Source organism: Roseovarius sp., from assembly GCF_040219995.1.
GTDB lineage: Bacteria > Pseudomonadota > Alphaproteobacteria > Rhodobacterales > Rhodobacteraceae > Roseovarius.
The window spans coordinates 220264-245893 of sequence record NZ_JAVJUC010000014.1; the positions used below are offsets into that span (position 1 = coordinate 220264).

A 25630-nucleotide genomic window follows, 5' to 3' on the forward strand; every position below is an offset into this window, starting at 1 on the left:
CAAATCGGCGACGCTCAGGCGGCTTTCGCGGACTTGCGACCAGCCAGCCCCAGAAGCTATGCAAGATAGCCGTGGCAGAGATCAGGGTCATCACCGTGCCAGGGAAAAAGTTCATGTAACCCTGCAGATCGACGAACAGGAGATAGCCAATTTCCGCCCGCCTCCAACCATGGCCGTGACCCAGATAGCTGTCATGGTGCTGAGCCAGATAAAGACAGCGCCAATGATTGTTGCGAGGCAGATCTAGAGCAAGTTGAAGCCGTGCTTATTCAGTACGCTGCCGACGGCTGGGTCGTAGTCAGCCACCAGGATCACAGGGTCGATGGCGTCGGCAATAGCCGCGAGGCCTAGCGCCGAGGCCGGGATGATAGTCATCACGTCGGTGAGCGTGTGCACAGCCCTTCCCAAACGCCGCCGTCTTACTGTCTTTGTACTGGGTGGGCTGGAATGAGTGACGCCGTGTGCGTATGATGTGCACAACGTGTCCGTTCCGGTAGTGGGCGCACCTGAGGAGAACTCTGAATGCCAAACAACGCAGCCACCGAGGCAGCGAGACTATCTTCTGCGCCTATGATGGATGGTGGCGATTCTGACGTCATTTCAATTGGTTGCGGGGCGTCTTGTGCAGCTGATGTTCATGTTTCGATCGCACGATTTATTGTTCTGGCGTAGGTTTGGCCTGGTTGTCTCTGACGGGGCCCAATGGAGCAGTCCAGTTTGGAGGCAAAGAGCAGAAGCCAACAACCGTTTCGTGGCCCGGTCGACGTCTGGTCTGACGGAAATCGAGCTCTGCCGTAGCGACATCTATACGCTTCATTCCGTCTGCCTTCAGATCGGCCAAGGACGCCAGGGGCGTCAAGTATTTCATGATTTCCTTCACCGATCTCTTCGGCGGCCAACGCGCCAAGATGGTTCCGGCGCAGGCCATCGCGGAGATGCAGGAAAACGGCGCCGGGTTCGCCGGGTTCGCCACTTGGCTCGATATGACCCCGGCGCATCCCGACATGCTGGCCGTGCCCGATCCCTCCACGGTCATCCAGTTGCCGTGGAGGCCGGAGGTCGCGTGGGTCGCCGCGAATTGCGTCATGGAGGGTGAGGACGTGGCGCAGGCCCCGCGCAACGTGCTGCGGCGGCTGATTGACGAGGCCGCCGAAGAGGGCCTTTACGTGAAAACCGGGGCCGAGGCCGAGTTCTTCTTGCTTACGCCTGCGGGTGACCATATCAGCGACCCGTTCGATACCGCCGTGTAGCGCTGCTACGACCTGCAGGCGGCGATGGGAGAGGCGTTCTCGTCGGCGTTCCAGACCCTCAAGATGCAGGAATGGAACGCCTATGTGTCGCACTTTACCCAATGGGAGAAGGACAACACGCTCGACATCTGATCTCGCGTGACGCGCTGTTGAAGCACTCCCGATGTGGGTTTCACAAGAGCGTCCGATGGGCCAAGCGGATAAATTTTGGCGCGCTTGTCGGTTGCTCCACCTGCGCCACCTGTCGTATCGAGCTGAACGGCTCAGGTTCCGGCTGGATGAAAGTTCAGTGGCAAATCAGCATGGCAGGTCAAGCAGCGTGTGAACTTCGCTCAGCAGCCTGTCGCGATCCTGCGCGGTTAAAAAGCGGAGGGCTGGTCTGCCGCCACCGCACAAAACCATTCCGAGCACGCAACGTTCCTCGTTTTCTATGATCCAGAGCGCTGTGCCTGCGCCGCGAAACCGATGGGTCTCCAAAAAATTGCGAACCTGCGTTTCGTCCTGCCCGGGCCATATATCGCAGGGCGGTTGACCTTGGAGAAGTCGCTGAACCGATGCCAAATCGGCCTGCCGCGCGGGACGCAGGCTGATGCGGGGACCCTGAAGGTGTGGCGGGTTCAGAACATGCCATTGCTCTGGCGTCATCATGTGATCGCGGCAAAGATAGCTCGTTCCGGCACCGTGAAAGAACATGCGGCAGGTCATCGGGGCGGCGGAAAAGCCGATCCGTCTCAGCACTGAGAGCGAAGCGGTATTGTCCTCGCGACAGGTGGCAGTCAGCGGTGGTGTCGGGACGGCGAAGTGATCTGCAAGCGCAGCACGGAGCGCGCGTGCCATATAACCATGGCCCCAATGCGAGGGCGCAAGCCAGTACCAGAGTGCATCGCCAAGGCAGAGCCCGCCGATCACGACACCGTCCTGATCGAGCGCAAAAACCCTTTGCGCCGGGTCTGCGGAGTAAGCCAGAAACTCCTTGGCCTGACTGAGATCGAACGGTTGCCTGATGGCGGCGAGCCATTCGGCAACGCGTGGGTCCCCGAGTTGCACGACGATCGCCGCCAAATCGTCTTTTCCGAAGGGTCTCAGACGCGGTGTCATGGCGAGTTTTGCTCGTTTCATAGGCTGGGTTGCGGTTGCGATCGGGTCAGGTGGCACGGCCGACCCTGACCCATATTGATTCGCCGCGCCGCAGCGTTCGGCCATGTATCGGGTGCGACGGGTACAGCCATTGGCACACAGTGTTACGTTCGCCGGTGGACGGTGTAACAGGGGTTTACGAACGTCATGGTTACATGCCCAATCCTAACATAAATCCTTACTTTTCAATGTGCTTTATTGCAAGCTGCGGTCGCGACGAAAGCTTTCATGAAACTTTGAGGCCAGGATTTGTGACCCCATGACAACCGGAATAATCCAGTTCGAGTCTACGGGTGCATGGCTTCCGCGGCACGGGAGCGCTATCCGATTGCGAGTTCGTCCTAGGGCCAGCAGCCTCAGTTCGCAGGACCGTTGCGTGGGGTTCCGGGAAGCCGGTCCCATATCATGGAAAGGTTGCCGACAAGGCTGTGATGAACCTGCCGCTGAATGGCCTCACGGAGATCCGGTGCAAGCGCGTCCAGCGCCAATCGTGCGGCGCGTAGGTCGTCCGGTTGGCCGGTTGTCGCCGCGCGTTCTGCAGCCTTCGTGCAGAGATCGACGGCCCCGAGCCTTTCGCCGCAGACTGCGGCCAACTCTTGGAAAAACGCCAAGTCGGTCGGATCAAGCATCATCCCGGGCATCTCTTTGCATTGCGCGACCAGACTTACAGGAGGCAGGCATGACGGATCAAGGCAGATCAGTGCAGGACATTCTCAAGGCCCGGTTGGCGGTCACCCAGGAGCTTTCGGCGGCCACCGCTGAACATCTGCGGCTCAGTCAGAGCATCTGCGGCATTGAGGTGCTGGAGATGGGAGGGATTGGCGAAACCGACGTAAGGATGCAGCGTGAGCGTTCGGCTGTCGATATCTGTGAAGCGAAGATCAGCAGATTGGAGCAAGACATGGCGGAATTGGACGAGGAACTTGCCGAACTGACCAACGGAGACACGACATGATCGAAACCAAGCCGCCGCAGGCCCTGTCGTTGTTCGATCTCATCGGGCGGGAATGGGCGTTGGGCGACGCTGTCGCGCAGATCGTGTTCAATGCCAATACGTCGGCTGTGGCGTGCATGCTGGCAGACGGGACGCTTGCAATACTGCCTATGGCCGATGCCGAACACCCGGAACGTCGGATACGCATGGAACTGGAGACGGGGCGAACGACGATCCGGCCGCGTGAAAACCCGCCCGCGCCAGAAATTCGCCCCGATCCGCAGTTCTTTGGGAGGGTCTTCTGTCGTCTGGGTGAACAGGGATTTGCCGTGGGCGGCGAGGGAACTGCGCTCTGGCGGGTGACGGCACGCGGGCAGACCGTAAGGCTTGTTTGCGACGGCGACGCCCCGGTCACGGCGCTTTGTTCGGCAGGGCAGGCGGAGTTCTTCGTCGCGCGGGGCGGACATGTTGCGCTGCTGGAGACACAGAGCATGACTGCGAAGGCGGAGTGCGACCTGTCGTCGCCAGTGATGAAACTGGCGGTCTCGCCGAACGGGGGGCTGATCGTCGCCTGGCATGCGGGCCAATTCACGGTCCTCAAGACCGAGACATTGGAAGCCGTTTCCGAGATCAAGGCCGACGGCGTTGTAACCAGCCTCGCCTGGTCGCCTGACGGGCGGTGGATTGCGGCGGGCTGCGAAGACAAGGCTCTGATTGTTGTTGACGTGAAAACCGGGCAGGCTGATCGGATCGTGGATTTCCCCGGACCCGTGGCCTCGGTCGCCTACAATGCCAAGGCCAGGGTGCTTGTGGCGTCAGGCGCGTTCCGCGTGGTGGGCTGGCGATTGCCCGACCTGCCTTTCGGCACCCATGAAGGTGCGCCAATTCAGACGGGCAAACCGGGCCTGACGTTGGTTGAGCATGTCGCGCCAAACCCGAAGAGTGAGACCTGCGCAGCCGGCTATGCCAACGGGCTGGTAACGATCTGCCCGCTAGGCCAGCGTGACGAGCTGATGCTCTGCGAGGGCCGCGGCGCGCCTGTGTCGGCGATGGGCTGGTCCGAAGACGGCATGAACCTGGCGTTGGGTTTCGCCGATGGACGCGCTGCGATCATAAGTTTCCCGAAAGCGATGTTCAAATAGTGAGCCACTAGCAGAAAACAGGAGAAAGAATGGAACCGAAACTGTCATCCGAAGAGGAAAGCAAGGACCGTTTTTTCAGATCTCTCGCCACGATTTCCGAAGAGATGGTCGATGCCCATGGCAAGGATTTCGCGATGGGGGCGCTTGTGCTCGCAGCACGATGGATTGCCGAGGGAAAGTTCGGTGAGACAAGACAGCCCGTCAACTAGAGGCAGGCCAGGCGAGGCTCTGGATCTGATTGATCAGAACCGCGCTCATCGGTGCGGCCAGCCGGGCAAGCCGCGCATCCTGCGAGTTCGACGGCGGCTGCTTTTGGGCGGCGCATTCCAAGGCCTCTGTCAGGTTGGGCTTGATCAATTGTGAATAGGCGCAGAGCTCATGAATCCGGAAGGTTGCGAAGTAGATGCTGTCATCGTTCATCAGCCCCCGCCGTCTTTCGGCAGGGGGCGGCGCGAGGGCATTGCTGTGCACGGCGGCGCCAAGGATGGTGAGCACCTTCTGTCGCCACTGGCCGTATTCTGTATCTGCGGATTGATCGAGGCCGATGTTGTAAAGTTTCTCCGCAACAGCGCGAAACGCCCGGCCACCGGCGATGTGACGCCGCCAGAATTCATTGGCCTCGTCGACATCTCGGCATCCCACAAATCGTGCGGCAAGTTTGTGTCGGGCCAACTGCGCCAGTATCATGTCCACGTCTTCCGAAACGGACCGGGCAATCTGCATCGCGGGCATCGGCAGGTTTGTCAGCGCGAGAATCCTGAGCGCGGTGATCTGCTCTATCAAGCGCGCACTGACCGCTGCCATTCCGTTCCACTGCTCGGGATAGAGCCCCGGCGTGCCTTGCGCCTTGCCGGCAACGGCAGCGGCGTGCAGCGCCTTTACCCAAATCACGCATTGATCGAAAAGAAACACCAGATCGACCTGCGCACTGCTTGGCGTGTCAAGCCGGGGCAGGCCGCGAAAACCCGGCAGCGACCGAACGGCCAGCTTCCAGCTACGATCGAACTCAAGGCCATTGGCGGACCAGAGTTGCTCTACGCGTGCCAGGAGTTGCGGCGAAAGGCCGGGGTAGGACTGCTCTGGCCGGGGGGGTCGCAGGGGCGTGATCTCGCCTGTCAGGTCGTCGCTCATGCGGGTGGCCGTTCGATTGCGATTTCCTCGAGCATAGCGCGCAGGCGCGCAAACTGGCCAGTGGTATTTGCTTCGGGAGTACCGACATGTCGGTGAGCCTTGGCCTGGTGACGGCGCAGAAGCAGCGCATCCTGTTTCAGCAGTCTGCCATGATGCTGCGCATGTCCACGCTGGAACTGTCCGAGTTTCTTTTGGACGCGGCGGATACCAATCCGCTGCTGTTGGTAGAGTGCCCGCGACCGCGTCTTTACATGCACAACAGCAGCACCGATGCGCTGGAGGCCATGGGGGGCGAAGAACAGCAGAGCGTCTACGCCCACGTCTCGGCAGATCTGAGCGGCCTGATTGCTCAGGGCGGTTTGCTTGCACTGATCGTAAACCGCCTGATCGAAGAGCTGGAGCCGAGCGGCTGGATAGGCGCGTCAGTCCAGGACATAGCGGCCAAGCTGGGTGTCAAGGACGCGCTGGTGGATGCCGTGCTGAGGCTTGTGCAGAAACGGGTTGACCCGCCGGGGTTATTTGCGCGCAACCTGCAGGAATGTCTGCGCCTGCAACTTGAATCGCGGGGTACCGTCGGCAGTGAAATGGCCGCAGTGCTTGATCATCTTGGCGTGCTGGAGGGATACGGTGTCACGAGACTGGCGCGGGAGGCCGGACTAAGCTGCAATGACGTGCGCGATTGTATCGCGGTTCTTCGGCGTCTCGATCCGAAGCCCGGCGCAATGTTTGCCTGCGACCCGACCCTTGCGCGCGAGCCTGACGCAACGGTTGTTCGCGGTCATGATGGCTGGAGGATTGTGTTCAACTCCGAGGCGCAGCCGGTGGTCAAGATCGCGAGTTTACCCCGCAAGGGTGACAGAAGCGAGGATTTGACACGCCTGTTGAAAGAGGCTCGCGGGTTTAAACAGGCCGTTGACCTGCGGGTTTCGGCGACCCGGAAGGTCACGGCCGAGCTCGTATCACGACAACAGGCGTTTTTTGATTCCGGACCAGAGGCGCTGCATCCGCTGAGTATGAGCGAACTGGCCGCAGCGACCGGGTTTCATGCCAGCACGGTAAGCCGGGTATTGAACGGATATCTTATTGACGTTCCGCAGGGCATGATCGCCGCCCGTGATCTCTGCGCGAGGGCCGCATCTACGGCGTCATGCGCGCATTCCAAGCCGCAGGTGATGGCCAGGATGCGGGCGATCCTTGCCTCGGAAGACATCAGTGATCCGATCAAGGATACCCGGCTGAAAGAGCTTTTGCTTGCCGAGGGTATCGCGATCTCTCGCCGCATGGTCGCAAAATACAGAGACCTCTGCGGTTTTGCCTCCGCTGCATCGCGGCGTGGCCGGGCCTGAAGACGCGTATCTTCAACCGGCGTGTTTCAGAAAACATTAGGCCAATTGTAACATTTTCTACCCTTTGGCTGTAATGCTGATCAAGCGGTGTTCAATCCAAGTGTAACGGAATGTGACGCTGCGGCGTTCGGTCGCGCATGCTGCTTTTTCAAGCTGAATCAGAACTGAAAAAATCAAAAAAATTATTCCAATTAAAACAAAGAATTAATTGATGTTTCATGCGTGCTTGTCACCGTTTTGGCCGTTCTGGAACACCGCGTGCTTTTAAGTTTCGCATAAGACGCACGTCCCGTCGCTTTGGGCGTGTCGCAAGAACGAAGGAGAGAAAGCCGCACCGCAGCATGATGCTGGCGAAAGTTACTTCGCCGCGCAGTATCCGGCAGTGAACCCTGTGCTTTCCAACCTTTGCCGTGTTTCGCGGTCAGACAGTCTGAAGCGATTGTCTGGCTTGTTCAAAAGCTGGCGGCTCTGGCCGCCATTCATGCGATCGGGCAACCGATCCGCGAACCTGAAGGAGACTCATGGCATGACTTTGACGTTGAACAAGATCACGTCGCAGCGTGGCATTTCAGTCGGGGAGGCGACCAAGAAGATTTCCGACCTCGGCTGGAATCCCTCGTATGTCCAGGAAGCAAGCACCTTCCCAACCGACTACAAGATCACGAAGGCGCCGCGCGACCCGATGAAGCAGGTGTTGCGCTCCTACTTCCCGATGGAAGAGGAAAAGGACAATCGCGTCTATGGGGCGCTCGATGCGGCACTGCGCGGAGACATGTTCCGCAATGTGGAACCGCGCTGGATCGAGTGGATGAAGCTGTTTCTGGCGATCATTCCTTTCCCCGAAATCTCGGCTGCGCGCTCCATGGCGATGGTGGCACGTCTGGCACCGGGGGAAGACCTGCGCACCGGGTTTACCATGCAGATGGTGGATGAGTTCCGTCATTCCACGATTCAGATGAATCTGAAGAAATGGTATATGGAAAACTACATCGATCCGGCGGGCTTCGACATCACCGAGGAAGCCTTTGGCAAGTGTTACGCCACCACCATCGGCCGCCAGTTCGGCGAAGGGTTCATCACCGGCGATACGATGACCGCCGCCTGCATGTACCTGACCGTGGTTGCGGAAACCGCCTTCACGAACACGCTTTTTGTGGCAATGCCGTCCGAAGCCGCGCGTAATGGCGACTACGCCTTGCCGACCGTGTTCCTGTCGGTGCAATCGGATGAAAGCCGGCATATCGGTAACGGGCACTCGTTGCTGATGGCCGCCTTGAAAGAGCCGGAAAACCACCTGCTGCTGGAACGTGACCTGCGCTATGCCTTCTGGCAGAACCACGCGATCGTCGACGCCGCAATCGGGACGTTCATCGAATACGGCACCACAAACCGCGACAAGGACAAGGAATCCTACGCGGAGATGTGGCACCGGTGGATCTTCGAGGACTACTATCGGACCTACATGCTGCCGCTCGAAAAATACGGCGTGAAGGTTCATCACGACGATGTTCAGGAAGCGTGGAAGCGGATCACCGAAAAGAACTACGTCCACAAGGTCGCGCAGTTCTTCGCAGTGGGCTGGCCGGTGAACTTCTGGCGGATCGAAGCCCAGACCGAGAAGGACTTTGAGTGGTTCGAGCACAAGTATCCGGGCTGGTACGCCGAATTCGGCGATTTCTGGAAATGGTATGACAAGCTCAGCCGTCCTGGCGAGAAGGTACTGATCTTCAACGAGGATGTCGGCTACGCTTATCCGCACCGTTGCTGGTCGTGCCTGGTGCCGTGCCTCATCCGTGAGGATATGGTTGTCGATCAGATCGACGGCCAGTGGCACACCTTCGCTCATGAACTGGATCGTTGGACCGCAGTTGAGGCATTTGCCGACGAGTATCAGGGTCGGCCGACGCCTGCCATGGGCAAGTTCTCGGGCAAGCGCGAGTGGGAGACCCTCTACGATGGCTGGGATCTCGCCGATGCGATCAAGGATCTCAACTTCGTGCGTGACGACGGCGAGACGCTGGTGCCGCAGCCGCACCTGCGGTTCGACGACAAGGACATGTGGAAGCTGGAGCATGTCCGGGGCCACACCCTGGGATCGCCGCTCAAGGCGCTGCGTGCGATGTCGGATGCCGAGCGTGATGCCCATGTCGCGGAATATCGCAAGGGCTTCACGATCAATCCTTGCCACTGAAAAAGAACCGGAGAGGCCGCGCCAAGCGGCCTCTTCACAAGACGCAGGCCGAAAACGGCTGTGGAATACCAGGGAGACTATGAAAATGACGGACATCCATACCGTCCGATTGGAACCAGTTGGCGTGGAGTTCGAGGTGGAGGACGGCGAGACCATTCTGGACGCCGCCTTTCGTCAGGGGATCGCATTGCCGCATGGATGCAAGGAAGGCCAGTGCTCGGCGTGTAAATGTGTCCAGCTTGACGGCGAGACAGAGATGCTGCGCTATTCCACCTTTGCGTTGAATGATAGCGAAAAGGACAGTGGCCACATCCTCATGTGTCGCACCGTGGCCTATAGCGACGTGGAAATCGAACTTCTCAACTACGATGAGGAACTTCTGTCCAAGTCCATCCCTGTAAAGGAGTTTTCGGGGAGAATCGTCGATTTTCGGAAACTGACCCACGACATTCGGAGCGTCCAGATCGAACTGGATGAACCTCTCAAATTCTGGGCAGGCCAATATGTCGACATCACCGTCAGGACCGAAGAGGGGGAGGAGATTACACGCTCGTTCTCCATGGCAAATCCGCCGAGCGAAACCCAGAAACTCTCCTTCATCATCAAGAAATACCCCGACGGACGGTTCTCGAATGAACTCGACGACGGAGGAATCCGCATCGGAGCCGAGGTCAGGATCACGGGACCCTACGGGATGTGTTTCCGACGCGAAGAAAGAGACGGACCCGTGATCCTGGTCGGGGCCGGGTCGGGCATGTCACCTGTCTGGTCCATCCTGCATGACCATGTCGCAAGTGGCGAGGAGCGTCCGGTTTATTTCTTCTATGGCGCGCGCACGCAGGGGGATCTCTTCAAACTGAACGAGATCAGTGAACTGACCGCCGTGCATCCCGAAGTTCATTTCATCCCCGTTCTGAGCCACGAGGATGAGGCGAGCGACTGGAGTGGCGAACGCGGGTTCGTGCACGAAAGTGTTGACCAACGGCTGAGGGATTTGGGGATCGAAGGGCAAGGCGATGTCTACGCCTGCGGTCCGCCGCCGATGATCGATGCCCTGACGCCGGTCCTGTTCATGCAGGACTTCGATACCGATCGAATTTTCTACGACAAGTTCACGCCCACTTCCGGTTCTTCGGCCTGACATACAAGGCTGATCGCTAGTGACGTGAAAAGACACAGAAAGGGAGGCTACAATGGTAGCGACATCAAGCTCGGTTGGTTCCGGGGCGGCCGGCGCCGCAACATTCGTGGGGTCGAAAAGCCGCAAATACAACTACTACGAACCGCGCGGCAAGCGCGCCACCCATTACGAGGACGTCACCGTCGACGTGCAACCGGATCCTGAGCGCTATCTGATCCAAAACTGGATCATAGAGTTCGAGGGCGGCAAGAAGGGCGGCGCCTACACAAAGGACGCGACCCGGGCCAAATCATCCAACTGGCATGCATTCCGAGCGCCCGACCAGGAATGGGAGCGGACGCATTACCAGCGCCAGTCCAAGATCGAGACAATGGTGCAGAATGTCATCTCCAATGCCCGTCGGGCCGGAGCGCCAGCCGCATTCGACAAAGTATGGCAAAAGATCTTGCAAAAGCACCTGGGTGCCTGGAAGCACGCTGAGTTCGGCATGGGCACGTCGCTGATGCAGGCGCAGCGCTACGGCTATACCCAGATGATCAATAACGCCACTTTGACCAACTCGTCCTACAAGATGCGGCTGTCGCAGGACATCACGCTGTACCTGGCCGAGATCGGAATGGACATCGAAGGCTGGGACGACACGCTTGGCAAGCAAGCTTGGCTGGAAGATCCGATCTGGCAGCCGACGCGCGAGGCCATCGAAACCATCATGGGCACGGAGGATTATCTCGAACAGTATTTCGCGATCAATATCGTGTTCGAACCTCTGGTGGGAGAACTTTTCCGCTCGGGTTTCCTGATGCAGGCGGCCGCGGCCAACAACGATTTCATCACGCCACCTGTCATTTCCGCGGCTGAGGCGGATTATGAACGTAACCTCGCCAACACGGTGGACCTTATCTATTTGTTGGCCAACGACCCCGAGTTCGGTGCCCAGAACAAGGCACTGTTCCAGACCTGGGTCAAGAAGCACGGAGATCTTGCCAACAAGGCCGCCGCCGCGCTTCAGCCGATCTGGTCACAGCCGCATTCCAAACCGGTCTCGTTCGAGGATGTCAAAGCTGTCTCGCAGGAGCGCCTTGGCCAGATCCTCGGTGAGCTGGGCCTCGAATAACATTCGGAAAAGGATAAGAGAAATGTCTAGCATAGCGCGCAATGCGACCAAACAGAACATCTTCAAGTCGATGAAAGATATCGATCTGACCTCGCGCGAGGTCTCGCATCAGTGCGGCGTCACCATGAACGACAGCGTCGAGGCCCGCGCCATCGCCGAGTTCATGGAGGAGAACGACCCCAAGGTGACGGTGACCTATAACCCGGCCACCATCCGGATCGACGGCGAAGGCAAGCTGATCTTCAAGATGAGCGAGATCTCCGAATATCTGGGTCGCGACATGACCGCCGAGACCTTCGAGGTGAATACCTCCACCCATTACGGGCGGATGGTGCGGGTGGACGACGACACCGTGGTCCTCTTCGGCGACATGAATGAAGTGATGGAATACATCTGATCACATCCTGAAACGCTCCGGGGCCATCCCGTGACGGGCCCTGGAGCCTCCAGACAATTCAGCGACACGTTAGGGAGGATATCATGTACAAGACCAAAGACGGCAAAGAGATCTTCGTGCTCGACGGACATACGCATTTCTGGGACGGCAGCCCCGAGAACCAGTCTAACGTGCACGGCAAGCAATTCATTGAGTGCTTCTACGCCTACCACACGAATCTGAGTCCGCCGGAGCATCTCTGGGAGAAGGCACGGTTCGAGAAGTATTCCGAGGACGACATCTACCGCGATCTGTTCATCGACGGTCCGGACGACATGGCGATCATCCAGACCACCGTGCTGCGCGACTTCTACAAGAAGGGGTTTTCGTCGATCGAGCGCAGTTCGTCGATGGCCAAGCGCCATCCCGAGCGCTTCATCGTCAACGGATCCTTCGACCCCCGCGATGGCGAAAAGGCGCTCGAACAGATCCACTACATGAAGGAAGAGTTCGATATCCAGGGTGTGAAGATCTACACTGCGGAATGGCACGGTGCTTCCAAGGGCTTCGCCCTGAACGATCCCGATGCCTACAAGTGCTTCGAGCTGTGTGACAAGCTCGGGATCAAGAACATCCACGTGCACAAGGGTCCGACGATCATCCCGCTTTCGAAGGATGCGTTCGACGTGCATGACGTGGATTATGCCGCCACCGATTTCCAGAACCTGAACTGGATCATCGAGCATTGCGGACTGCCGCGCCTCGACGATTTCTGCTGGATCGCCGTGCAGGAGACGAACGTCTACGGCGGTCTTGCCGTTGCGCTGCCTTTCATCCATGCGCGCCCACGCTATTTCGCCGAAGTGATGGCGGAGCTACTGTTCTGGGTCGGTGAGGACAACCTTCTGTTCGGTTCGGATTATGCGATCTGGACACCGCAATGGCTGGTCGAGAAGTTCTGGGAGTTCCAGATTCCCGAAGACATCGCACAGGAACGCGGCGTGCAACTGACCAATGAAATCAAGGAAAAGATCCTCGGTCTGAACGCAGCCCGGCTGTACGGGATCGACGTGGAAGCGAAGAAAAAGCAGCTTTCCGCAGCGCCGGTTCAGATCGCGGCGGAGTAGAGGCCATGCTGACGAACATCATGAGGACGGCTCTCGAGTTCGAAGTCTGGGAATGTCTGGAGAGGGTGAACGATCCGGAACTTGATGAACCTGTCACCGACATGGGCTTTATCGAGCGCATCGAGGTCATCGAAAGCCATCGTGTCGAAGTTGTGTTCCGCCTCCCGACCTATTGGTGTTCGCCCAATTTCGCCTTCTTGATGGCTTTCGGAATCCGGCGCGAAGTCGAAAAGCTTCGCTGGGTCAAGGACATCAGGGTCGAGTTGAGTGATCATTGCTTTGGCGATGAGGTCAACGAGGGTGTGAACAGCGGGCGCGCGTTCAGCGCGGTCTTTGCCCAGTATTGTGACGGTGCCAATCTCGATTCTGTCGCAGAGACCTTCATGGCCAAGGCGTTCGACCGGCGGCAGGAAGCCATGCTGCTCGGCGTTCGCAAGCGCGGTCTTTCGGCTGAGCGGATCGTATCGATGAGCTTGGGAGAGTTCGATTGCATACAGTTCGCGGACGAGGAGGCGATCAAGCAGAAGCCGCGGTATCGGGAGTTGCTGCTATCTTGCGGTCTGGCCGAGGAACCCGGCGATCTGGCCTTCCCGACCTGGGAAGGCCAGTGCATCCTGCCTGACAGGCTGAAGGCACATCTAGAACGCCTGCGGGGTGTCAGGATCAACATGGAGTTCAACGGAGCGATGTGCCGGGGTCTTGCCTCGACCCGTTACAAGGAGGTCGAGATAGGTCCGGACGGTCCAACGCTCGTGGATTTCATCGCGGGGCGCGTGCCGCACCGCGATGCTGCCAAGATGTCAAGATAACCGGGAAAACCAACCGGGAAAACAAAACTTTTCAGAAGGACACTCGCGGACTGTTCGCGCAGTGAAGGAGGAAGAAATGGCCAAACTGCTTCTACACGGAAAACCGGCACGCAAGGCGCTGGCGCGCGGGGTGGCGCGGCTCGCCGCCGCGGTAGAGCCCACACTCGGGCCAAAGGGGCTCAACGCGATGGTCGATCGTCCTGTTGGAACACCGCTCATCAGCCGTGACGGGGTGAGTATCGCGTCCGAGATCGAGTTGAGAGACCGCTTCGAGAACATGGGCGCACAGGTGGTGCGTGAGGTGTCGATGCAGACTAACGAAGTGGCGGGCGATGGCACCACGACCGCCATCGTTCTGGCCAATGCGCTGATTCAGCGTGGTGTCGCGCTGACCGATAACGGGGTAAAGCCGGTCGATCTATGCAAGGGCATCGACATGGCCGTAAAGCGCATCGTCGATGCAATCGACGAGTCCTCCAAGGATTGCACGGAACATCCTGAATATCTGGAGGCCGTGGCGCGCGTTTCCGCAACTGATCCGGACCTCGGCGATCTTGTGGCCGAAGCCTATCGCAGGATCGGAAACGAGGGGGTTATCTCTGCGGATTTTGGCGTGACCATCGAAACCACGATGGAAGTCATGGAAGGCATGTCCTTTGAGCGCGGATACATCTCGCATCACATGGTGACTGATCGTGAACATATGGAAGCGGTTCTGCGAAATCCGCTGATCCTGATGACTGACCAGAAGATCCTTGATCCCTCGCTCCTTGATCAGGCGATCTCCATCGCCGCAGACGAAGACCGCCCGTTGGTCATCATCGCCGAAGAGATTGCGCCTGAAGTCGTCATCAAGTTGCTGGGCAATGGCGGGGCAGGCAAGTTCCTTATCGTGCATCCGCCGGAATATGGCCATTGGCGCAACGCCATGATGGATGATCTCGCCATCATCACCGGGGGCGAGGTTCTGGCGCGCGATCTTGGCAAGAAGATCCAAGAGGTCACTCGCGAGCAGCTTGGGGGTGCGGAGATGGTGCGTTCCACGACCTCCAGCACCAGTGTCCTGCGTGGCGAGGGGGATCACGACGCCGTGGTCGCCCGGCGCAATCAGGTGCAGCGCATGTATGATGTGGCCCCGCCCAACATCGAGCAGGACAAGCTGCGGGAGCGATTGGCGAAACTGTCGGGCGGCAGTGCGATCATCTATGCCGGTGGTTTCACGCCGGTTGAGCAGAAACGCAAGGTTCAACTGATCGAGGATGCACTTTGCGCCGTGCGCGCCGCAGCTGAAGACGGCGTTGTCGCCGGTGGCGGGACCTGTCTGGCCCAAGCCGGGCCCGTACTCGACAATCTGACAGCAATGGGTGACATCGGCAAAGGCATCGCTCTGGTCCGTTCGGTTCTGACCCAGCCCTTGCGACGCATCGCGTCCAATGCGGGTGCGGATGGCGACGCAGTCATCGAAGCAATAACCTCCGGTCCGCCGGGGTATGGCTTTGATGCGTCCAAAGGCGTCTACAGCGACATGTACGAGGCCAGAATTATCGATCCCGCACGCGTGCCTGCCTCCGCTCTGGTGAACGCCGCATCCGTCGCGACGCTGATCCTGACGACCGAGACACTCATAGGCGATTTGGATGAGGGCGAGGCCGACCCGACGGAAGGCCCGGCGCTTGGCGGAGGGGCTGAACTGCTTGGCCGTCAGTAATCCCACTGTTCCGCCGTGTGACAAGAAGAGATGCACGGCCCCGACGCATAACAAGGAGCCCGAAAGATGAAGGCTGCAAGACTGTACGAATACGATCCCGAGATGAACGTGACCCTCAAGATCGAGGACGTTCCCTCTCCCACGATCGACGCGCCGACCGACGTGATTGTGAAGGTCGGCGCGGCAGGGTTGTGCCGCACCGACCTGCATATCATCGAAGGTGTCTGGAAGGATATCATGGATGGTGACGGCGCACTTCTGCCATACACAATGGGACATGAAAACGCTGGCTGGGTCGAGGATGTCGGCAGCGCCGTGACCTCGGTCAAACCTGGCGATGCGGTCATCTGCCATCCGTTGCGCAGCTGTGGAATCTGCCTCAGTTGCCGGTACGGCCATGACATGTATTGCGACCACGGGATATTCCCCGGCTTGGGCATGGACGGCGGTTTCGCCGAATATTTCAAGACGTCGGAACGCACTCTCATCAAGCTCAACACCGGGATCATGCCGTTGGATGTGGCACCGATGGCGGATGCCGGGATCACCGCCTACCGTGCTGCGAAACGCGCGGCAAAGCTGTTGCACCCCGGTTCTGCCTGTGTGCTGCTTGGCGTCGGTGGCCTGGGCCACATTGCGCTGCAATGCCTCAAGCATCTGTGCGGCGGCCAGGTCATCGCGGTGGACCGCGAGCCCGGTGCCCAGGCTCTGGCCCGCGAACTGGGGGCGGATGCCGTGCTGGATGGCGGGCCGAACCTGATCGAGGAGGTCAAGGATCTGACAGGCGGTGGCGCATTGGTGGTCATCGACTTCGTGGGAGAGTTGGGCGTTGAGAATATCTGCTGGAAATTGCTGCGGCAGGGCGGCGAACTGATCGTTGTCGGGTATGGCGGCAGCATCGAAATTCCAACCCTCGAACTTGTGGTCAATGAAATCAAGATCGGTGGAAGTCTCGTTGGCGACTATATCGAACTGGTGGAACTGATGGAGATGAATGCCGAGGGTAAGGTGAAAATGCACCAGACCGAGTACAAGCTCGCAAACATCAACAAGGCGATCGACGACTTCAAGAACCGCCGCTTTACCGGTCGCGGGGTGATCGTGCCATGACTGCCGACCGATCTACATTTGTCACACGAAGGAGCAGATCATGAGCCAGACATCTCCGACCAAGGAGCGGCCCGATGCAGAGCCATCCGGAGAATGCTACAGACTGATCTACCGCAGTCACAGTCTTTTGCCGGAAACGAAAGCCAATGCAACCGGGCTTGCAGATATCTTGCGGACCGCGCGCGCCAATAACGCCTCGCTTGGCGTAACGGGTGCCCTGATGCTTTATGACGATTGGTTCGCACAGGTGCTGGAAGGCCCCAGGAATGTAGTCGAAGCTCTCTTTGGGAAGATCAGGGCCGATCCGCGCCATGATTCCGTACGCCTGGATCAGGCGGAAATGGCGCCGCGCAGGCTCTTCGAAAAATGGGCAATGGCGATCGTCGCCGAGCATCACGAGCCGGACTTGCCGATGGTCGCGACCACCGGAGGGTTGGCACAATGCGCGCCGTGGAAGGTGTCGCTTGAGCAAGAGGTCGTGTTGACCCGGCTGCGGGATTTGACGCGGGGATATGGGCGTGGGTCCTGACGCCCGTCCGCACGCGTTTACCCTTGGGTGGGTGAGGGCATTGAAGACCTGAGGCCCTTTGGATCACCACCCCGGCGTGTGTGCCGGAGCCGACGGGTTTTCCAGGATAGCAAGGCCCGGGGCGTTGCGAGGCGGCACGTCGCTGCTTTGCGCCCCCTGACACCAACAAGTTCAACAGCTGCCAATGATTGCCGAAGGCTTTGCCGTATTTCAGGATCGCGGGATGTCGTATTGCTTGATCTTGCGATAAAGCGTGGGCCTTGATATGCCCAGTTTCTCTGCCACTCGCGTAAGATTGCCGTTTTCAACCTGCATCGCGCGACGGATCGTCATGGCCTCGACATTTTCGAGGTTGACCCCGACATCGGGAATATCCACGCAAGGCATCAGTGCGAACCCATCCGCTGGCTCGAAGATTTCTTCCGGCAATTCGCGCGCTTGCACCTCGGTGTCAGCTTTCAACAGATAAAGCCGCTCGACCATGTTGCGTAGTTCGCGAACATTTCCCGGCCATCGATAGGCGCACAGACGTTCCTGGAGCACAGGAGAAAAACTCAGTGGTTCACGCCGGAAGCGTTTGGAAAACACTTCGTTGAAATGATCGATAAGCAGCGGAATGTCGCTGGCGCGTTCGCGTAGCGGCGGCACGTCGATAACAATGATGCCGATGCGGTAGAACAGATCGCGTCGAAAACGCCCCGCCTCTACATCGTTGCGAAGGTTGCGATTTGTCATAGCCACAAGTTGCACGTTGACAGATCGCCGTTCGCTGTCACCAACCCGGTAGACGGCCCTCTGTTCCAGCGCACGTAGCAGGTAGGGCTGCAATTCGATCGGCATGTCACCTATTTCGTCAAGGCACAGAACGCCACCATTGGCGTGTTCGAACTTGCCCGCCTTGCCGCCGCGTACAGCACCGGTAAAGGCACCCTCCACATGGCCGAAGAGTTCCGCGCCGATCAGATCCTTGGAGATTGCCGCGCAGTTCACGGTGACATATGGGGCGTTCTCGCGAGGCAGGCGGCTGTGCACAAGTCTTGCGAATTGTTCTTTGCCGACGCCGGTTTCGCCTTGTATCAGTACGGTCACATCTGCGGCAGCGGCGCGTTTCGCAAGTTCCAGCGCTTCCAGCATCTTGGGGGCTGCGCCAACGATGACGATCTCTTCTTCATCTACATTCGCGCGCGGTTTGATGCGCACCGCTCTTTCCATGTGCGCCGGAGGTGCGTCGCGGTTTTGCTTGAGAAACAGTGCAGCGCCGCGCAATCGACCACCGAATTCCAGGCGTTCTATTCCCTCTGTCTCCAGCTCCGGGGGCAGGGCAGCGCGAATGTCGCAGTCGTTCATGTTCGCGCTCAGCGGTAGAAGATGTTTACCGACGGCAAGCTCTGGGCGGCTCTGGTAGATCCTGTCGTCCAGCCCTCTTCTGAACAGGATACGCCCCACTTTGTCGAGCAACAGCACGCTGTTTCCGTGACGGTCATTGTTGGAGTTCAGGAAGGCCTCCAGAAGCAGGGTCCGTTCTTCGTGTTGTTGCTCGGCCAGCGCAATCTCGATTTCGCGTGCTGCAGCCATGACAAGCGCAACATTGTGGCGGCGGAAGATGCCTGGTGGGCCCGAGAGGTCCACGACGCCCATGATCGAGCGGTCGAACGGGTCGAAGATTGGCGCGCCGGCACAGGTCCAAGCATGCACTCCCTGACAAAAATGTTCAGCCGCATGGACATAGGTCGGTTTGCCGGTCTTCAGCGCCGTTCCTATTCCGTTCGTGCCGATGGCGTCTTCGTTCCAGATCCCGCCGATTTCAAGGTGTATGTTCTGACCCTCGTCAAGCACCGAAGGATCGCCAATCGCATCAATTATCACACCATCCTTGTCGGTCAGGATGAGAACCGCCTTTGCATCGGCCAAGTGAGGCTCCAGCCTTGCGAGGGCGTATTTCGCCGCACGTCGCAACGAGAGGTTTCGGCGCCTCAGTTGGTGGAGATCATCCTCGGATTCTATTTTGCGAGAATGCCGTTTGGCGGCGTCAACGCCCATATTCAGACTGCGTTGCCAAGACTGCACGATTTCGTCTCGAACGGGCCATGCCTCTTGCTGCTCCTTCGAGCGGCCCGTGACATAGCTTTCCCAAGCCTCCCGCGTCTGGCCTTCGGAGTATTCCGGGCTGACCGTTCGAAGAGGGCCGGATTTGCTAGCTGGGCTGAAGTAGCTCGTTCTATGCATGTATGGCTCAGTGCTATTGATGTGCCTCGGTGTTGGGACGCCCCAACTTGTGTCTCCCGTCCAGTGGATTTGTCACGTCCTGACCACGGGGCCGCCGTGCGCGACCGTTATTGCAGACCAAGGCTGGTTTCGATCGCCTCGGCCAAAGCCTTGTCATCAAACTCACGGGTCAATTCTACGCCGTCCAGGTGCAGCAGCGCCTCAAGCATTTCGCCATCGACCGGTGAGTAGAAATTTCTTGCAGCCGTGGCGAGCAGAAAGTGCTTTCCTGCGAAGTTTCCACGTATCTCGCCAAGAAGCTGAATTTGCTTACCGCTGTTCATGCACGCCAGAACAACCCGATTGTTCAGGCTTATCTTGACATATGGCTTGAGATCGACGGAGCTATTGGACGAGCCTAAATCGTGTATGATCAGGCCAGCGGGCTGAGGTTTTTCTCGGGCGTTTGCCTTGGCTTGCTGCATCGCAGTATAGCCACCGCCGCTTATCTGGTCGGCAAGTTTTGATATGACATGCGAGTTCTCAGATATCAAACGCTTCGCACGCACGTCTTGGGGTCGCGGCCCATCCCGCTTTGAGAAAATATCCAATTTCCGTCCTCCCTGCGCAATATTTTAGCAGACCGCACGTCAAAGTGCCAATCAATTCCTGAATTGCCGCTGAAGTTTAATCCAGCCGGAACTTGAGACAGATGGGTTTCAATACTGGTCCGGCCCCGAATATTTCACCGCCATTGTCGAGAATTTTTCGCTTTCGATCAGGGTGATAGGTTTCGAATGTGTATCGCCGAATGCCCGACGGTCTGTTTCCGCGGTAAGCGTGAGGTCATACCTTGGCGCGCGTTCGTTTGGACATCCGAGCGGCTTTTTGTTTTTGAGGCTGACCGACAAGCTTAAGCTTGGGTGCAGCGGTTGCACCGCCGCTGACAAACCCGCTCAGGCGATCCGCGTTTTCCCCTGCGGCCCGCCTTACGGGATCATCGGCAAGGTGTGCGTAGCGCATGGTGGTCAGGCAATCTTGACATTCCTGTTGCCAGCATAGCATGGACCAATCTTCGGTCAGATGCATTGGGATCGATTGACGCGATATGGAACACGCAGCTGAAGTTCAGGGATCGTGGATTTGCAGATCTGGACACTGAAGCCCGTCGCGCCCGGCGCTTTTCACAACGTCACAGGGCACTATTTTGGCACATTCGATGCCGTCGGGTGGGGGCATCCACCGCATCAATTCAGGCTCGGGCTGGGATGCTAGCTTCATAAAAGATAGCCGCGAGGAGGGACGTGACCTGAAGCCGGAAAACTTTCGCCAAAGTCGGTAGAACGTTCGGGGGCGGACCAATCGGGCTAGACCCACCCGCGCTTGCGCTCTTCGCGCCGGATCTCGTCAAGGGACTTGCCGGAAAGCTGACCGTGCCGCGCCTGCTCGATCCTCGGCTTCAGGAAGTTGGTCAACGCGGTGAAAGCCTCGTCCTCGCTCGTGCCGTCGAGGGCAGGGGCGTCGCCAAGCGCCCGGCCCAGGACATAGTCCTTGAGGTTCTGCCCCTTGAGAGCGGCGATGGCCTTCAGCTTCTGGTGGTCTTCCTGCGAGATGTCGATCGAGAGTCTGGGCATTCCAAGAATCTAGTCGATACCGTCCAATATTACAACATTTGTTGCGGATGCAGAGTTTGCTGAAAACCCTTTTTCGAGGCACCCCTACCCAAACGCCGCCGTCTTCCTGTCTTTGTACGGGGTGGGGTGGCAGGACAGGCGCCGTGTGCGTATGGTGTGCATAGCGGGTCCGTTCTGGTAGTGGGCGCACCTGAGGAGAACTCTGAATGCCAAACAACGCAGCCACCGAGGCAGCGAGGTTATCTTCTGCCCCTATGATGGACTGGACCGACCGGCATTGTCGGTATCTGCATCGGGTTCTGAGTCGTCATACGCTGCTGTACACCGAGATGGTGACCGCACCTGCTCTGGTGCGCGGGGGGGCTGTGCATTTGCTCGAGCACAATCCCGAGGAGCATCCGGTCGCCTTGCAGCTCGGCGGGTCGGATCCCGCGGAGCTGGCGCAGGCGGCGCGGCTGGGGACGCAGGCGGGCTATGCGGAGATCAACCTCAATTGCGGCTGTCCATCGGACCGGGTGCAGTCGGGCACGTTCGGGGCGATTCTGATGAGGGATCCGGGGCTTGTGGCACAATGCGTGACGGCGATGCGCGATGCGGTGGACGTGGATGTGACGGTGAAATGCCGCATTGGCGTCGATGATCAGGACCCGGAGGAGGTGCTGCCGGAGTTTCTCTCGCGGATCGTGGCGGCGGGTTGTGAGCGGGTGCAGATCCATGCGCGCAAGGCGTGGCTTCAAGGCCTCAGCCCCAAGGAGAACCGCGATATTCCGCCGCTCGATTACGATCTGGTGCAGCGGATGAAGGTGCTGTTCCCCAATCTTCACATCTCGATCAACGGCGGAATTAGCAATCTGGATCAGGCAGTTGGCCTGCTGGATGCGGGCCTTGACGGGGTCATGGTGGGGCGCGCCGCCTATCATCAACCCGCCGATATCCTCTGTGCGGCGGATCGGCGAATTTTTGGCGCAGAGGGCCCCGACAGCACAGCCGAAGGGGCCGTGCGCGCCATGCTTCCCTATATCGAGGCGCATCTGTCGAGGGGTGGAAAGCTGAACCAGATCACGCGGCACATGTTGGGGCTGTTTGCCGGGCGACCCGGTGCACGCGGCTGGCGCAGGACGCTGTCGGAGGGGGCAACTGCGCCCGGAGCGGGGCCGGAGTTGGTGGAAGGCGCGCTGTCCGACATCGAGGCGACGGCGCAGGTTACAGCGTGACGATGGTCTGTTGAGGCCTCAGAATTCCGCGCCGCCGCCCTGTTGCCACGGCTTCACGAGATTGCCGAACCGGGTGAATTGCGACTCGAAGCTGAGCTCGACCGTCCCGATGGGACCGTGGCGCTGCTTGCCGATGATGACCTCGGCCTTGCCGTGCAGACGCGACATGGCTTCCTGCCATTCGGCCATCTTTTCCATTTCGTGATCGCCGGGCTTTTCGCGTTCCTTGTAATATTCTTCGCGGAACACGAACATCACGACGTCGGCATCCTGTTCGATCGAGCCGGATTCGCGCAGGTCCGAGAGTTGCGGGCGCTTGTCCTCGCGGCTTTCGACCTGGCGGGAGAGCTGCGACAGGGCCATGACGGGAATGTCCAGCTCCTTGGCGATCGCCTTGAGACCCATGGAAATCTCACCGATTTCCTGTACGCGGTTCTCGGACGTGCCGCGCACCAGTTGCAGATAGTCGACGATCAGCAGGTCGAGCCCGTGGGTGCGCTTGAGCCGACGGGCGCGGGCGGCCAGTTGCGAGATCGGGATCGCGGCGGTATCGTCGATGAAAAGCGGGCAGGACTCAAGTGACTTGGCGGCCTCGACAAAGCGGCGGAATTCCTCTTCGTCCATGTCGCCCTGACGGATTTTGTGCGAGGAAATCTCGGAGGCTTCGGCCAGGATCCGGCCCGCCAATTGCTCGGCACTCATCTCCAGTGAGAAGAAGCCGACGACGCCGCCATCCACGGCTCCTTGGGTGCCGTCGGGCCGGGTGCCTTTCTTGTAGGCGCGGGCGACGTTGAAGGCGATGTTGGTCGCGAGCGAGGTCTTGCCCATCGAGGGCCGCCCGGCGAGGATCAGCAGATCGGATTTGTGCAGCCCGCCCAGCTTGCCATCCATGTCGAGCAGGCCGGTGGAGACGCCCGCCAGCCCGCCTTCGCGCTGATAGGCCGCGTTGGCAACATTAACTGCGTCGGTTACTGCCTTGAGAAAGCTTTGAAAACCGGATTCAGACTGGCCCTGTTCAGCCAACTGGTAGAGCTTTTGTTCCGCCTCGACGATCTGATCCTTGGGCTCGCTGTCGACATGGACGCGCGCGGCCTTTCCTGCGATGTCATGGCCGAGCGCGATCAATTCGCGGCGGATCGCGAGGTCATAGATCATCTGCGCATAGTCGCGCGCGGCATAGGTCGAAATCGCGGCCCCGGCGAGTTTCACAAGGTAATTCGCGCCGCCCAACTCCTGCAGCCCCTCGTCATCATCAAGAAAGGCGCGCAGGGTGACCGGCGAGGCGAGGTTGTTCTTGGCGATGCGCGCGGCGGCGGTCTCATAGATGCGGGCATGGACCGGGTCGTAGAAATGCTGCGGGCCGATGATCGCGGCGATGCGGTCATAGACATCGTTATTAGTCAGGATCGCGCCGAGGATCTGCTGTTCGGCCTCGATCGAATGCGGCATCGTCTCGGCGGCCTGAATCTCGGTGCCGGTTGGATTGAATACGCTGACCTCGTTCATGCCTGCTGTCCCTGTCGTCTTTGTCTTTTTGGCGTTCGGGTGTTCTATGCCAAAGCCCGCGCGCATGCCACATGTATAAGCCTGTGGATTGTTGCCGGGATAACCCTCTGAACAAGCTGCCCGTGCCTGTTCGCGCCCCGCATTCTGTGGAGCACGTCTTTCATACTACCATATCTGGAGGGCGATTTCGATTCGCGATGCAGGTTATCCACCGCGCCGGAACAGGATTTTATTTCTTGTTTGCTTCCTGCCACTTACGCGGATCGCGCAGAAATTCCTCGACCCGATCGAGGGTGGCAGCGCCGATTGATGCCTGCTCGCGGGCCTCTGCCAGCACGTCCCACCAGGTGCACAGATGGTGCAGGGCGACACCGTGATCGCCAAGGGTTTTCTCGGTCTCGGGGAAGATGCCGTAATAGAAGATGACGGCGGTGTGCCCGCAGGTCGCCCCGGTGTCGCGGATCGCATCGACGAAGCTGAGTTTCGAGCCGCCATCGGTGGTGAGATCCTCGACCAGAAGCACCCGTTGGCCGTCGCTCATCGCACCCTCGATGCGGGCATTGCGGCCGTAACCCTTGGGCTTTTTGCGGACATAGGTCATCGGCAGAGCCATGCGTTCGGCCACCAATGCCGCGAAGGGAATGCCCGCCGTTTCGCCGCCCGCGATGTTGTCGAACGCCTCGAAGCCTGCCTCGCGCATCACCGTGATGGTGAGGAAATCCATCAAGGTGGAGCGGATGCGCGGGTAGGAGATCAGCTTGCGGCAGTCGATATAGGTCGGCGAGGGCAGGCCGGAGGCCAGCGTGAAGGGCTCATCCGCGTTGAAATGCACCGCGCCGATTTCGAGCAGCATGCGGGCGGTGAGGCGGGCGATTTCGGCTTTGGGCGGGTAGGTGGCGGGGATCATGGCGTGGTCCTTGGGTTGGGCGGTGCGCCGAAGAGATTTGATGCTTCCGGCGGGGATATTTTGGGCAAAATGAAGATCAGGTCACTTGCCAGTGCAGCGCAAAGCCGGGGTCGAAGACGGTGACGGGGCCATCCTCTGTTTCGATCTTGTCAGGATAGGTGACCGTGTCGCCCTTGGTGAGGGTGATCTGCGCCTCGTTCGGGGGCAGACCGTAGAAGGCGGGGCCGTGGAGTGACGTGAACCCCTCGAGACGGTTCAGCGCGTTTTCCTCCTCGAACACATGGGCGAGGATCGACATGGTGTTGGGGGCGGTGAAGCAGCCGGCACAGCCGCAGGCGCTTTCCTTATTGGGGTCGGTATGCGGCGCGCTGTCGGTGCCGAGGAAAAACCGTGCGTCACCCGACGTGGCGGCGCGGCGCAGGGCGAGGCGGTGTTCCTCGCGCTTGGCCACGGGCAGGCAGTAGTAATGCGGTTTGATCCCGCCGACGAGGATATGGTTGCGGTTGATCACGAGGTGGTGGGTGGTGATGGTGGCGGCGAGGTCCTGCGCGTTGGATTGGACGTAGTCAACGCCGTCCCGTGTCGTGATATGCTCCATCACCACGCGCAGCCCCGGGGTGGCGCGGCGCACAGGGTCGAGCACGCGGTCGATGAACACCGCCTCGCGGTCGAAGATGTCGATATCCGCATCGGTCACCTCGCCATGCACGCAGAGCGGCAGGCCGATCTCGGCCATCTTGTCGAGCACGCCGCGCACCTTGTCAAAGTCGCGCACGCCCGAGGCGGAGTTGGTGGTGGCCCCTGCGGGGTAGAGTTTGACCGCCGATATGAGGCCGCTTGCGTGGGCGTCGGCGACGTCATCGGGGTCGGTCTGCTCTGTCAGATAGAGCGTCATCAGGGGGGTGAAATCGACGCCGTCGGGCAGCGCCGCCATGATCCGGTCGCGATAGGCGCGGGCGTCATGGGACGTGACCACCGGCGGCACGAGGTTGGGCATGATGATGGCGCGGGCGAAATGGCGGGCGCTTTCGGGCAGGACGGCGCGCAGCATCGCGCCGTCGCGCAGGTGCAGGTGCCAGTCGTCGGGACGGCGGAGGGTCAGGGTCTGTGTCATGGCCC

General features: G+C 59.4%; 25 protein-coding genes and 1 pseudogene. 16 read left to right on the plus strand and 10 right to left on the minus strand.

The features are described 5' to 3' along the window. Positions 1-58 precede the first annotated feature (58 nt). Positions 59-247, plus strand: a complete 189-nt coding sequence (locus RID11_RS05255) for a hypothetical protein (RefSeq protein ID WP_350136369.1) — start codon at positions 59-61, stop codon at positions 245-247. Here the strand turns inward: RID11_RS05255 and RID11_RS05260 are convergent. Beyond that, complete coding sequence (locus tag RID11_RS05260; RefSeq protein ID WP_350136370.1) at positions 244-396, minus strand: hypothetical protein; 153 nt, start codon at positions 394-396, stop codon at positions 244-246. The genes RID11_RS05255 and RID11_RS05260 overlap by 4 nt on opposite strands. 470 nt (positions 397-866) lie before the next feature. Here RID11_RS05260 and RID11_RS05265 point away from each other — a divergent pair. Next, positions 867-1247, plus strand: a pseudogene (locus RID11_RS05265) (type III glutamate--ammonia ligase); the annotation flags it as partial. A gap of 300 nt (positions 1248-1547) precedes the next feature. Here the strand turns inward: RID11_RS05265 and RID11_RS05270 are convergent. Together RID11_RS05270 and RID11_RS05275 are read right to left on the minus strand one after the other, a co-directional pair. Further along, a complete protein-coding gene (locus RID11_RS05270; protein WP_350136371.1) occupies positions 1548-2453 on the minus strand; it encodes a GNAT family N-acetyltransferase in 906 nt (301 codons plus the stop codon). A gap of 290 nt (positions 2454-2743) precedes the next feature. Next, a complete protein-coding gene (locus tag RID11_RS05275; protein WP_350136372.1) occupies positions 2744-3019 on the minus strand; it encodes a hypothetical protein in 276 nt (91 codons plus the stop codon). 47 nt (positions 3020-3066) lie between these two features. Between RID11_RS05275 and RID11_RS05280 the strand changes: the two genes are divergently transcribed. From RID11_RS05280 to RID11_RS05290, 3 genes are read left to right on the plus strand one after another with little or no spacing between them, the layout of a single operon-like run. Continuing rightward, positions 3067-3342 (plus strand): hypothetical protein, encoded by a 276-nt coding sequence (locus RID11_RS05280; protein ID WP_350136373.1) that lies wholly within the window; start codon positions 3067-3069, stop codon positions 3340-3342. Next, a complete protein-coding gene (locus RID11_RS05285; RefSeq protein WP_350136374.1) occupies positions 3339-4463 on the plus strand; it encodes a WD40 repeat domain-containing protein in 1125 nt (374 codons plus the stop codon). Before RID11_RS05280 ends, RID11_RS05285 begins: the two co-directional genes overlap by 4 nt. Before the next feature lie 29 nt (positions 4464-4492). Next, entirely contained in the window at positions 4493-4672 is a 180-nt protein-coding gene (locus RID11_RS05290) for a hypothetical protein (protein ID WP_350136375.1), read from the plus strand. On the opposite strand, the gene RID11_RS05295 is transcribed toward RID11_RS05290, so the two are convergent. Beyond that, positions 4665-5594, minus strand: coding sequence for a hypothetical protein (locus RID11_RS05295; protein WP_350136376.1), 930 nt, complete (start codon positions 5592-5594; stop codon positions 4665-4667). The genes RID11_RS05290 and RID11_RS05295 overlap by 8 nt on opposite strands. Positions 5595-5680: 86 nt before the next feature. Here RID11_RS05295 and RID11_RS05300 point away from each other — a divergent pair, with 86 nt between their 5' ends. The 10 genes from RID11_RS05300 to RID11_RS05345 all read left to right on the plus strand — a co-directional run bounded on the left by RID11_RS05300 (position 5681) and on the right by RID11_RS05345 (position 17045). Next, on the plus strand, positions 5681-6940 hold the full coding sequence (locus RID11_RS05300) for an RNA polymerase factor sigma-54 (protein ID WP_350136377.1): 1260 nt from the start codon (positions 5681-5683) through the stop codon (positions 6938-6940). A gap of 526 nt (positions 6941-7466) precedes the next feature. Further along, complete coding sequence (locus RID11_RS05305) at positions 7467-9131, plus strand: aromatic/alkene/methane monooxygenase hydroxylase/oxygenase subunit alpha (protein WP_350137734.1); 1665 nt, start codon at positions 7467-7469, stop codon at positions 9129-9131. An 85-nt stretch (positions 9132-9216) separates the two neighbouring features. After that, positions 9217-10272, plus strand: coding sequence for an NADH:ubiquinone reductase (Na(+)-transporting) subunit F (locus RID11_RS05310; RefSeq protein WP_350136378.1), 1056 nt, complete (start codon positions 9217-9219; stop codon positions 10270-10272). A gap of 52 nt (positions 10273-10324) precedes the next feature. After that, positions 10325-11386 carry an aromatic/alkene monooxygenase hydroxylase subunit beta gene (locus tag RID11_RS05315; RefSeq protein ID WP_350136379.1) on the plus strand — a complete coding sequence of 354 codons (1062 nt, stop codon included), beginning with the start codon at positions 10325-10327 and terminating at the stop codon, positions 11384-11386. Positions 11387-11408: 22 nt separating this feature from the next. Beyond that, a complete protein-coding gene (locus RID11_RS05320; protein WP_350136380.1) occupies positions 11409-11783 on the plus strand; it encodes an MmoB/DmpM family protein in 375 nt (124 codons plus the stop codon). Between the two features lie 83 nt (positions 11784-11866). Next, positions 11867-12889, plus strand: a complete 1023-nt coding sequence (locus tag RID11_RS05325) for an amidohydrolase family protein (protein ID WP_350136381.1) — start codon at positions 11867-11869, stop codon at positions 12887-12889. A gap of 5 nt (positions 12890-12894) precedes the next feature. Beyond that, positions 12895-13698 carry an iron-sulfur cluster assembly protein gene (locus tag RID11_RS05330; protein WP_350136382.1) on the plus strand — a complete coding sequence of 268 codons (804 nt, stop codon included), beginning with the start codon at positions 12895-12897 and terminating at the stop codon, positions 13696-13698. A gap of 76 nt (positions 13699-13774) precedes the next feature. Beyond that, a complete protein-coding gene (locus RID11_RS05335) occupies positions 13775-15406 on the plus strand; it encodes a molecular chaperone GroEL (RefSeq protein WP_350136383.1) in 1632 nt (543 codons plus the stop codon). Between the two features lie 66 nt (positions 15407-15472). Continuing rightward, positions 15473-16516 carry an NAD(P)-dependent alcohol dehydrogenase gene (locus RID11_RS05340; protein WP_350136384.1) on the plus strand — a complete coding sequence of 348 codons (1044 nt, stop codon included), beginning with the start codon at positions 15473-15475 and terminating at the stop codon, positions 16514-16516. Positions 16517-16556: 40 nt separating this feature from the next. After that, a complete protein-coding gene (locus RID11_RS05345) occupies positions 16557-17045 on the plus strand; it encodes a BLUF domain-containing protein (RefSeq protein ID WP_350136385.1) in 489 nt (162 codons plus the stop codon). A gap of 210 nt (positions 17046-17255) precedes the next feature. Here the strand turns inward: RID11_RS05345 and RID11_RS05350 are convergent, their stop codons facing one another. From RID11_RS05350 to RID11_RS05360, 3 genes are all read right to left on the minus strand, one after another. Continuing rightward, the gene (locus tag RID11_RS05350; protein WP_350136386.1) at positions 17256-19271 is read right to left on the minus strand and encodes a sigma-54-dependent Fis family transcriptional regulator; all 2016 of its coding nucleotides are present in this window, start codon (positions 19269-19271) and stop codon (positions 17256-17258) included. 107 nt (positions 19272-19378) lie between these two features. After that, positions 19379-19861, minus strand: a complete 483-nt coding sequence (locus RID11_RS05355) for a hypothetical protein (protein ID WP_350136387.1) — start codon at positions 19859-19861, stop codon at positions 19379-19381. A 756-nt stretch (positions 19862-20617) separates the two neighbouring features. After that, complete coding sequence (locus RID11_RS05360) at positions 20618-20884, minus strand: type II TA system antitoxin, ParD family (RefSeq protein WP_350136388.1); 267 nt, start codon at positions 20882-20884, stop codon at positions 20618-20620. A 206-nt stretch (positions 20885-21090) separates the two neighbouring features. Here RID11_RS05360 and dusA point away from each other — a divergent pair, with 206 nt between their 5' ends. After that, entirely contained in the window at positions 21091-22098 is a 1008-nt protein-coding gene (dusA, locus tag RID11_RS05365; protein ID WP_350136389.1) for a tRNA dihydrouridine(20/20a) synthase DusA, read from the plus strand. An 18-nt stretch (positions 22099-22116) separates the two neighbouring features. On the opposite strand, the gene RID11_RS05370 is transcribed toward dusA, so the two are convergent. From RID11_RS05370 to pyrC, 3 genes are all read right to left on the minus strand, one after another. After that, entirely contained in the window at positions 22117-23604 is a 1488-nt protein-coding gene (locus tag RID11_RS05370) for a replicative DNA helicase (RefSeq protein ID WP_350136390.1), read from the minus strand. Positions 23605-23833: 229 nt separating this feature from the next. Continuing rightward, entirely contained in the window at positions 23834-24511 is a 678-nt protein-coding gene (locus tag RID11_RS05375; protein ID WP_350136391.1) for an orotate phosphoribosyltransferase, read from the minus strand. A 76-nt stretch (positions 24512-24587) separates the two neighbouring features. Continuing rightward, positions 24588-25625, minus strand: a complete 1038-nt coding sequence (pyrC, locus tag RID11_RS05380; protein WP_350136392.1) for a dihydroorotase — start codon at positions 25623-25625, stop codon at positions 24588-24590. Positions 25626-25630 lie beyond the last annotated feature (5 nt).

What these genes read in the sequence shown, in the direction of transcription:
- RID11_RS05325 (WP_350136381.1), top strand. Translation starts at nt 11,867, where the DNA reads ATGTACAAGACCAAAGACGGCAAAGAGATCTTCGTGCTCGACGGACAT.
- RID11_RS05360 (WP_350136388.1), bottom strand. Translation starts at nt 20,884, where the DNA reads ATGCCCAGACTCTCGATCGACATCTCGCAGGAAGACCACCAGAAGCTG.
- RID11_RS05290 (WP_350136375.1), top strand. Translation starts at nt 4,493, where the DNA reads ATGGAACCGAAACTGTCATCCGAAGAGGAAAGCAAGGACCGTTTTTTC.
- pyrC (WP_350136392.1), bottom strand. Translation starts at nt 25,625, where the DNA reads ATGACACAGACCCTGACCCTCCGCCGTCCCGACGACTGGCACCTGCAC.
- RID11_RS05300 (WP_350136377.1), top strand. Translation starts at nt 5,681, where the DNA reads ATGTCGGTGAGCCTTGGCCTGGTGACGGCGCAGAAGCAGCGCATCCTG.
- RID11_RS05335 (WP_350136383.1), top strand. Translation starts at nt 13,775, where the DNA reads ATGGCCAAACTGCTTCTACACGGAAAACCGGCACGCAAGGCGCTGGCG.
- RID11_RS05340 (WP_350136384.1), top strand. Translation starts at nt 15,473, where the DNA reads ATGAAGGCTGCAAGACTGTACGAATACGATCCCGAGATGAACGTGACC.
- RID11_RS05285 (WP_350136374.1), top strand. Translation starts at nt 3,339, where the DNA reads ATGATCGAAACCAAGCCGCCGCAGGCCCTGTCGTTGTTCGATCTCATC.
- RID11_RS05310 (WP_350136378.1), top strand. Translation starts at nt 9,217, where the DNA reads ATGACGGACATCCATACCGTCCGATTGGAACCAGTTGGCGTGGAGTTC.
- dusA (WP_350136389.1), top strand. Translation starts at nt 21,091, where the DNA reads ATGCCAAACAACGCAGCCACCGAGGCAGCGAGGTTATCTTCTGCCCCT.
- RID11_RS05345 (WP_350136385.1), top strand. Translation starts at nt 16,557, where the DNA reads ATGAGCCAGACATCTCCGACCAAGGAGCGGCCCGATGCAGAGCCATCC.
- RID11_RS05315 (WP_350136379.1), top strand. Translation starts at nt 10,325, where the DNA reads ATGGTAGCGACATCAAGCTCGGTTGGTTCCGGGGCGGCCGGCGCCGCA.
- RID11_RS05370 (WP_350136390.1), bottom strand. Translation starts at nt 23,604, where the DNA reads ATGAACGAGGTCAGCGTATTCAATCCAACCGGCACCGAGATTCAGGCC.
- RID11_RS05275 (WP_350136372.1), bottom strand. Translation starts at nt 3,019, where the DNA reads ATGATGCTTGATCCGACCGACTTGGCGTTTTTCCAAGAGTTGGCCGCA.
- RID11_RS05375 (WP_350136391.1), bottom strand. Translation starts at nt 24,511, where the DNA reads ATGATCCCCGCCACCTACCCGCCCAAAGCCGAAATCGCCCGCCTCACC.
- RID11_RS05280 (WP_350136373.1), top strand. Translation starts at nt 3,067, where the DNA reads ATGACGGATCAAGGCAGATCAGTGCAGGACATTCTCAAGGCCCGGTTG.
- RID11_RS05270 (WP_350136371.1), bottom strand. Translation starts at nt 2,453, where the DNA reads ATGGCCGAACGCTGCGGCGCGGCGAATCAATATGGGTCAGGGTCGGCC.
- RID11_RS05350 (WP_350136386.1), bottom strand. Translation starts at nt 19,271, where the DNA reads ATGCATAGAACGAGCTACTTCAGCCCAGCTAGCAAATCCGGCCCTCTT.
- RID11_RS05305 (WP_350137734.1), top strand. Translation starts at nt 7,467, where the DNA reads ATGACTTTGACGTTGAACAAGATCACGTCGCAGCGTGGCATTTCAGTC.
- RID11_RS05320 (WP_350136380.1), top strand. Translation starts at nt 11,409, where the DNA reads ATGTCTAGCATAGCGCGCAATGCGACCAAACAGAACATCTTCAAGTCG.
- RID11_RS05255 (WP_350136369.1), top strand. Translation starts at nt 59, where the DNA reads ATGCAAGATAGCCGTGGCAGAGATCAGGGTCATCACCGTGCCAGGGAA.
- RID11_RS05295 (WP_350136376.1), bottom strand. Translation starts at nt 5,594, where the DNA reads ATGAGCGACGACCTGACAGGCGAGATCACGCCCCTGCGACCCCCCCGG.
- RID11_RS05330 (WP_350136382.1), top strand. Translation starts at nt 12,895, where the DNA reads ATGCTGACGAACATCATGAGGACGGCTCTCGAGTTCGAAGTCTGGGAA.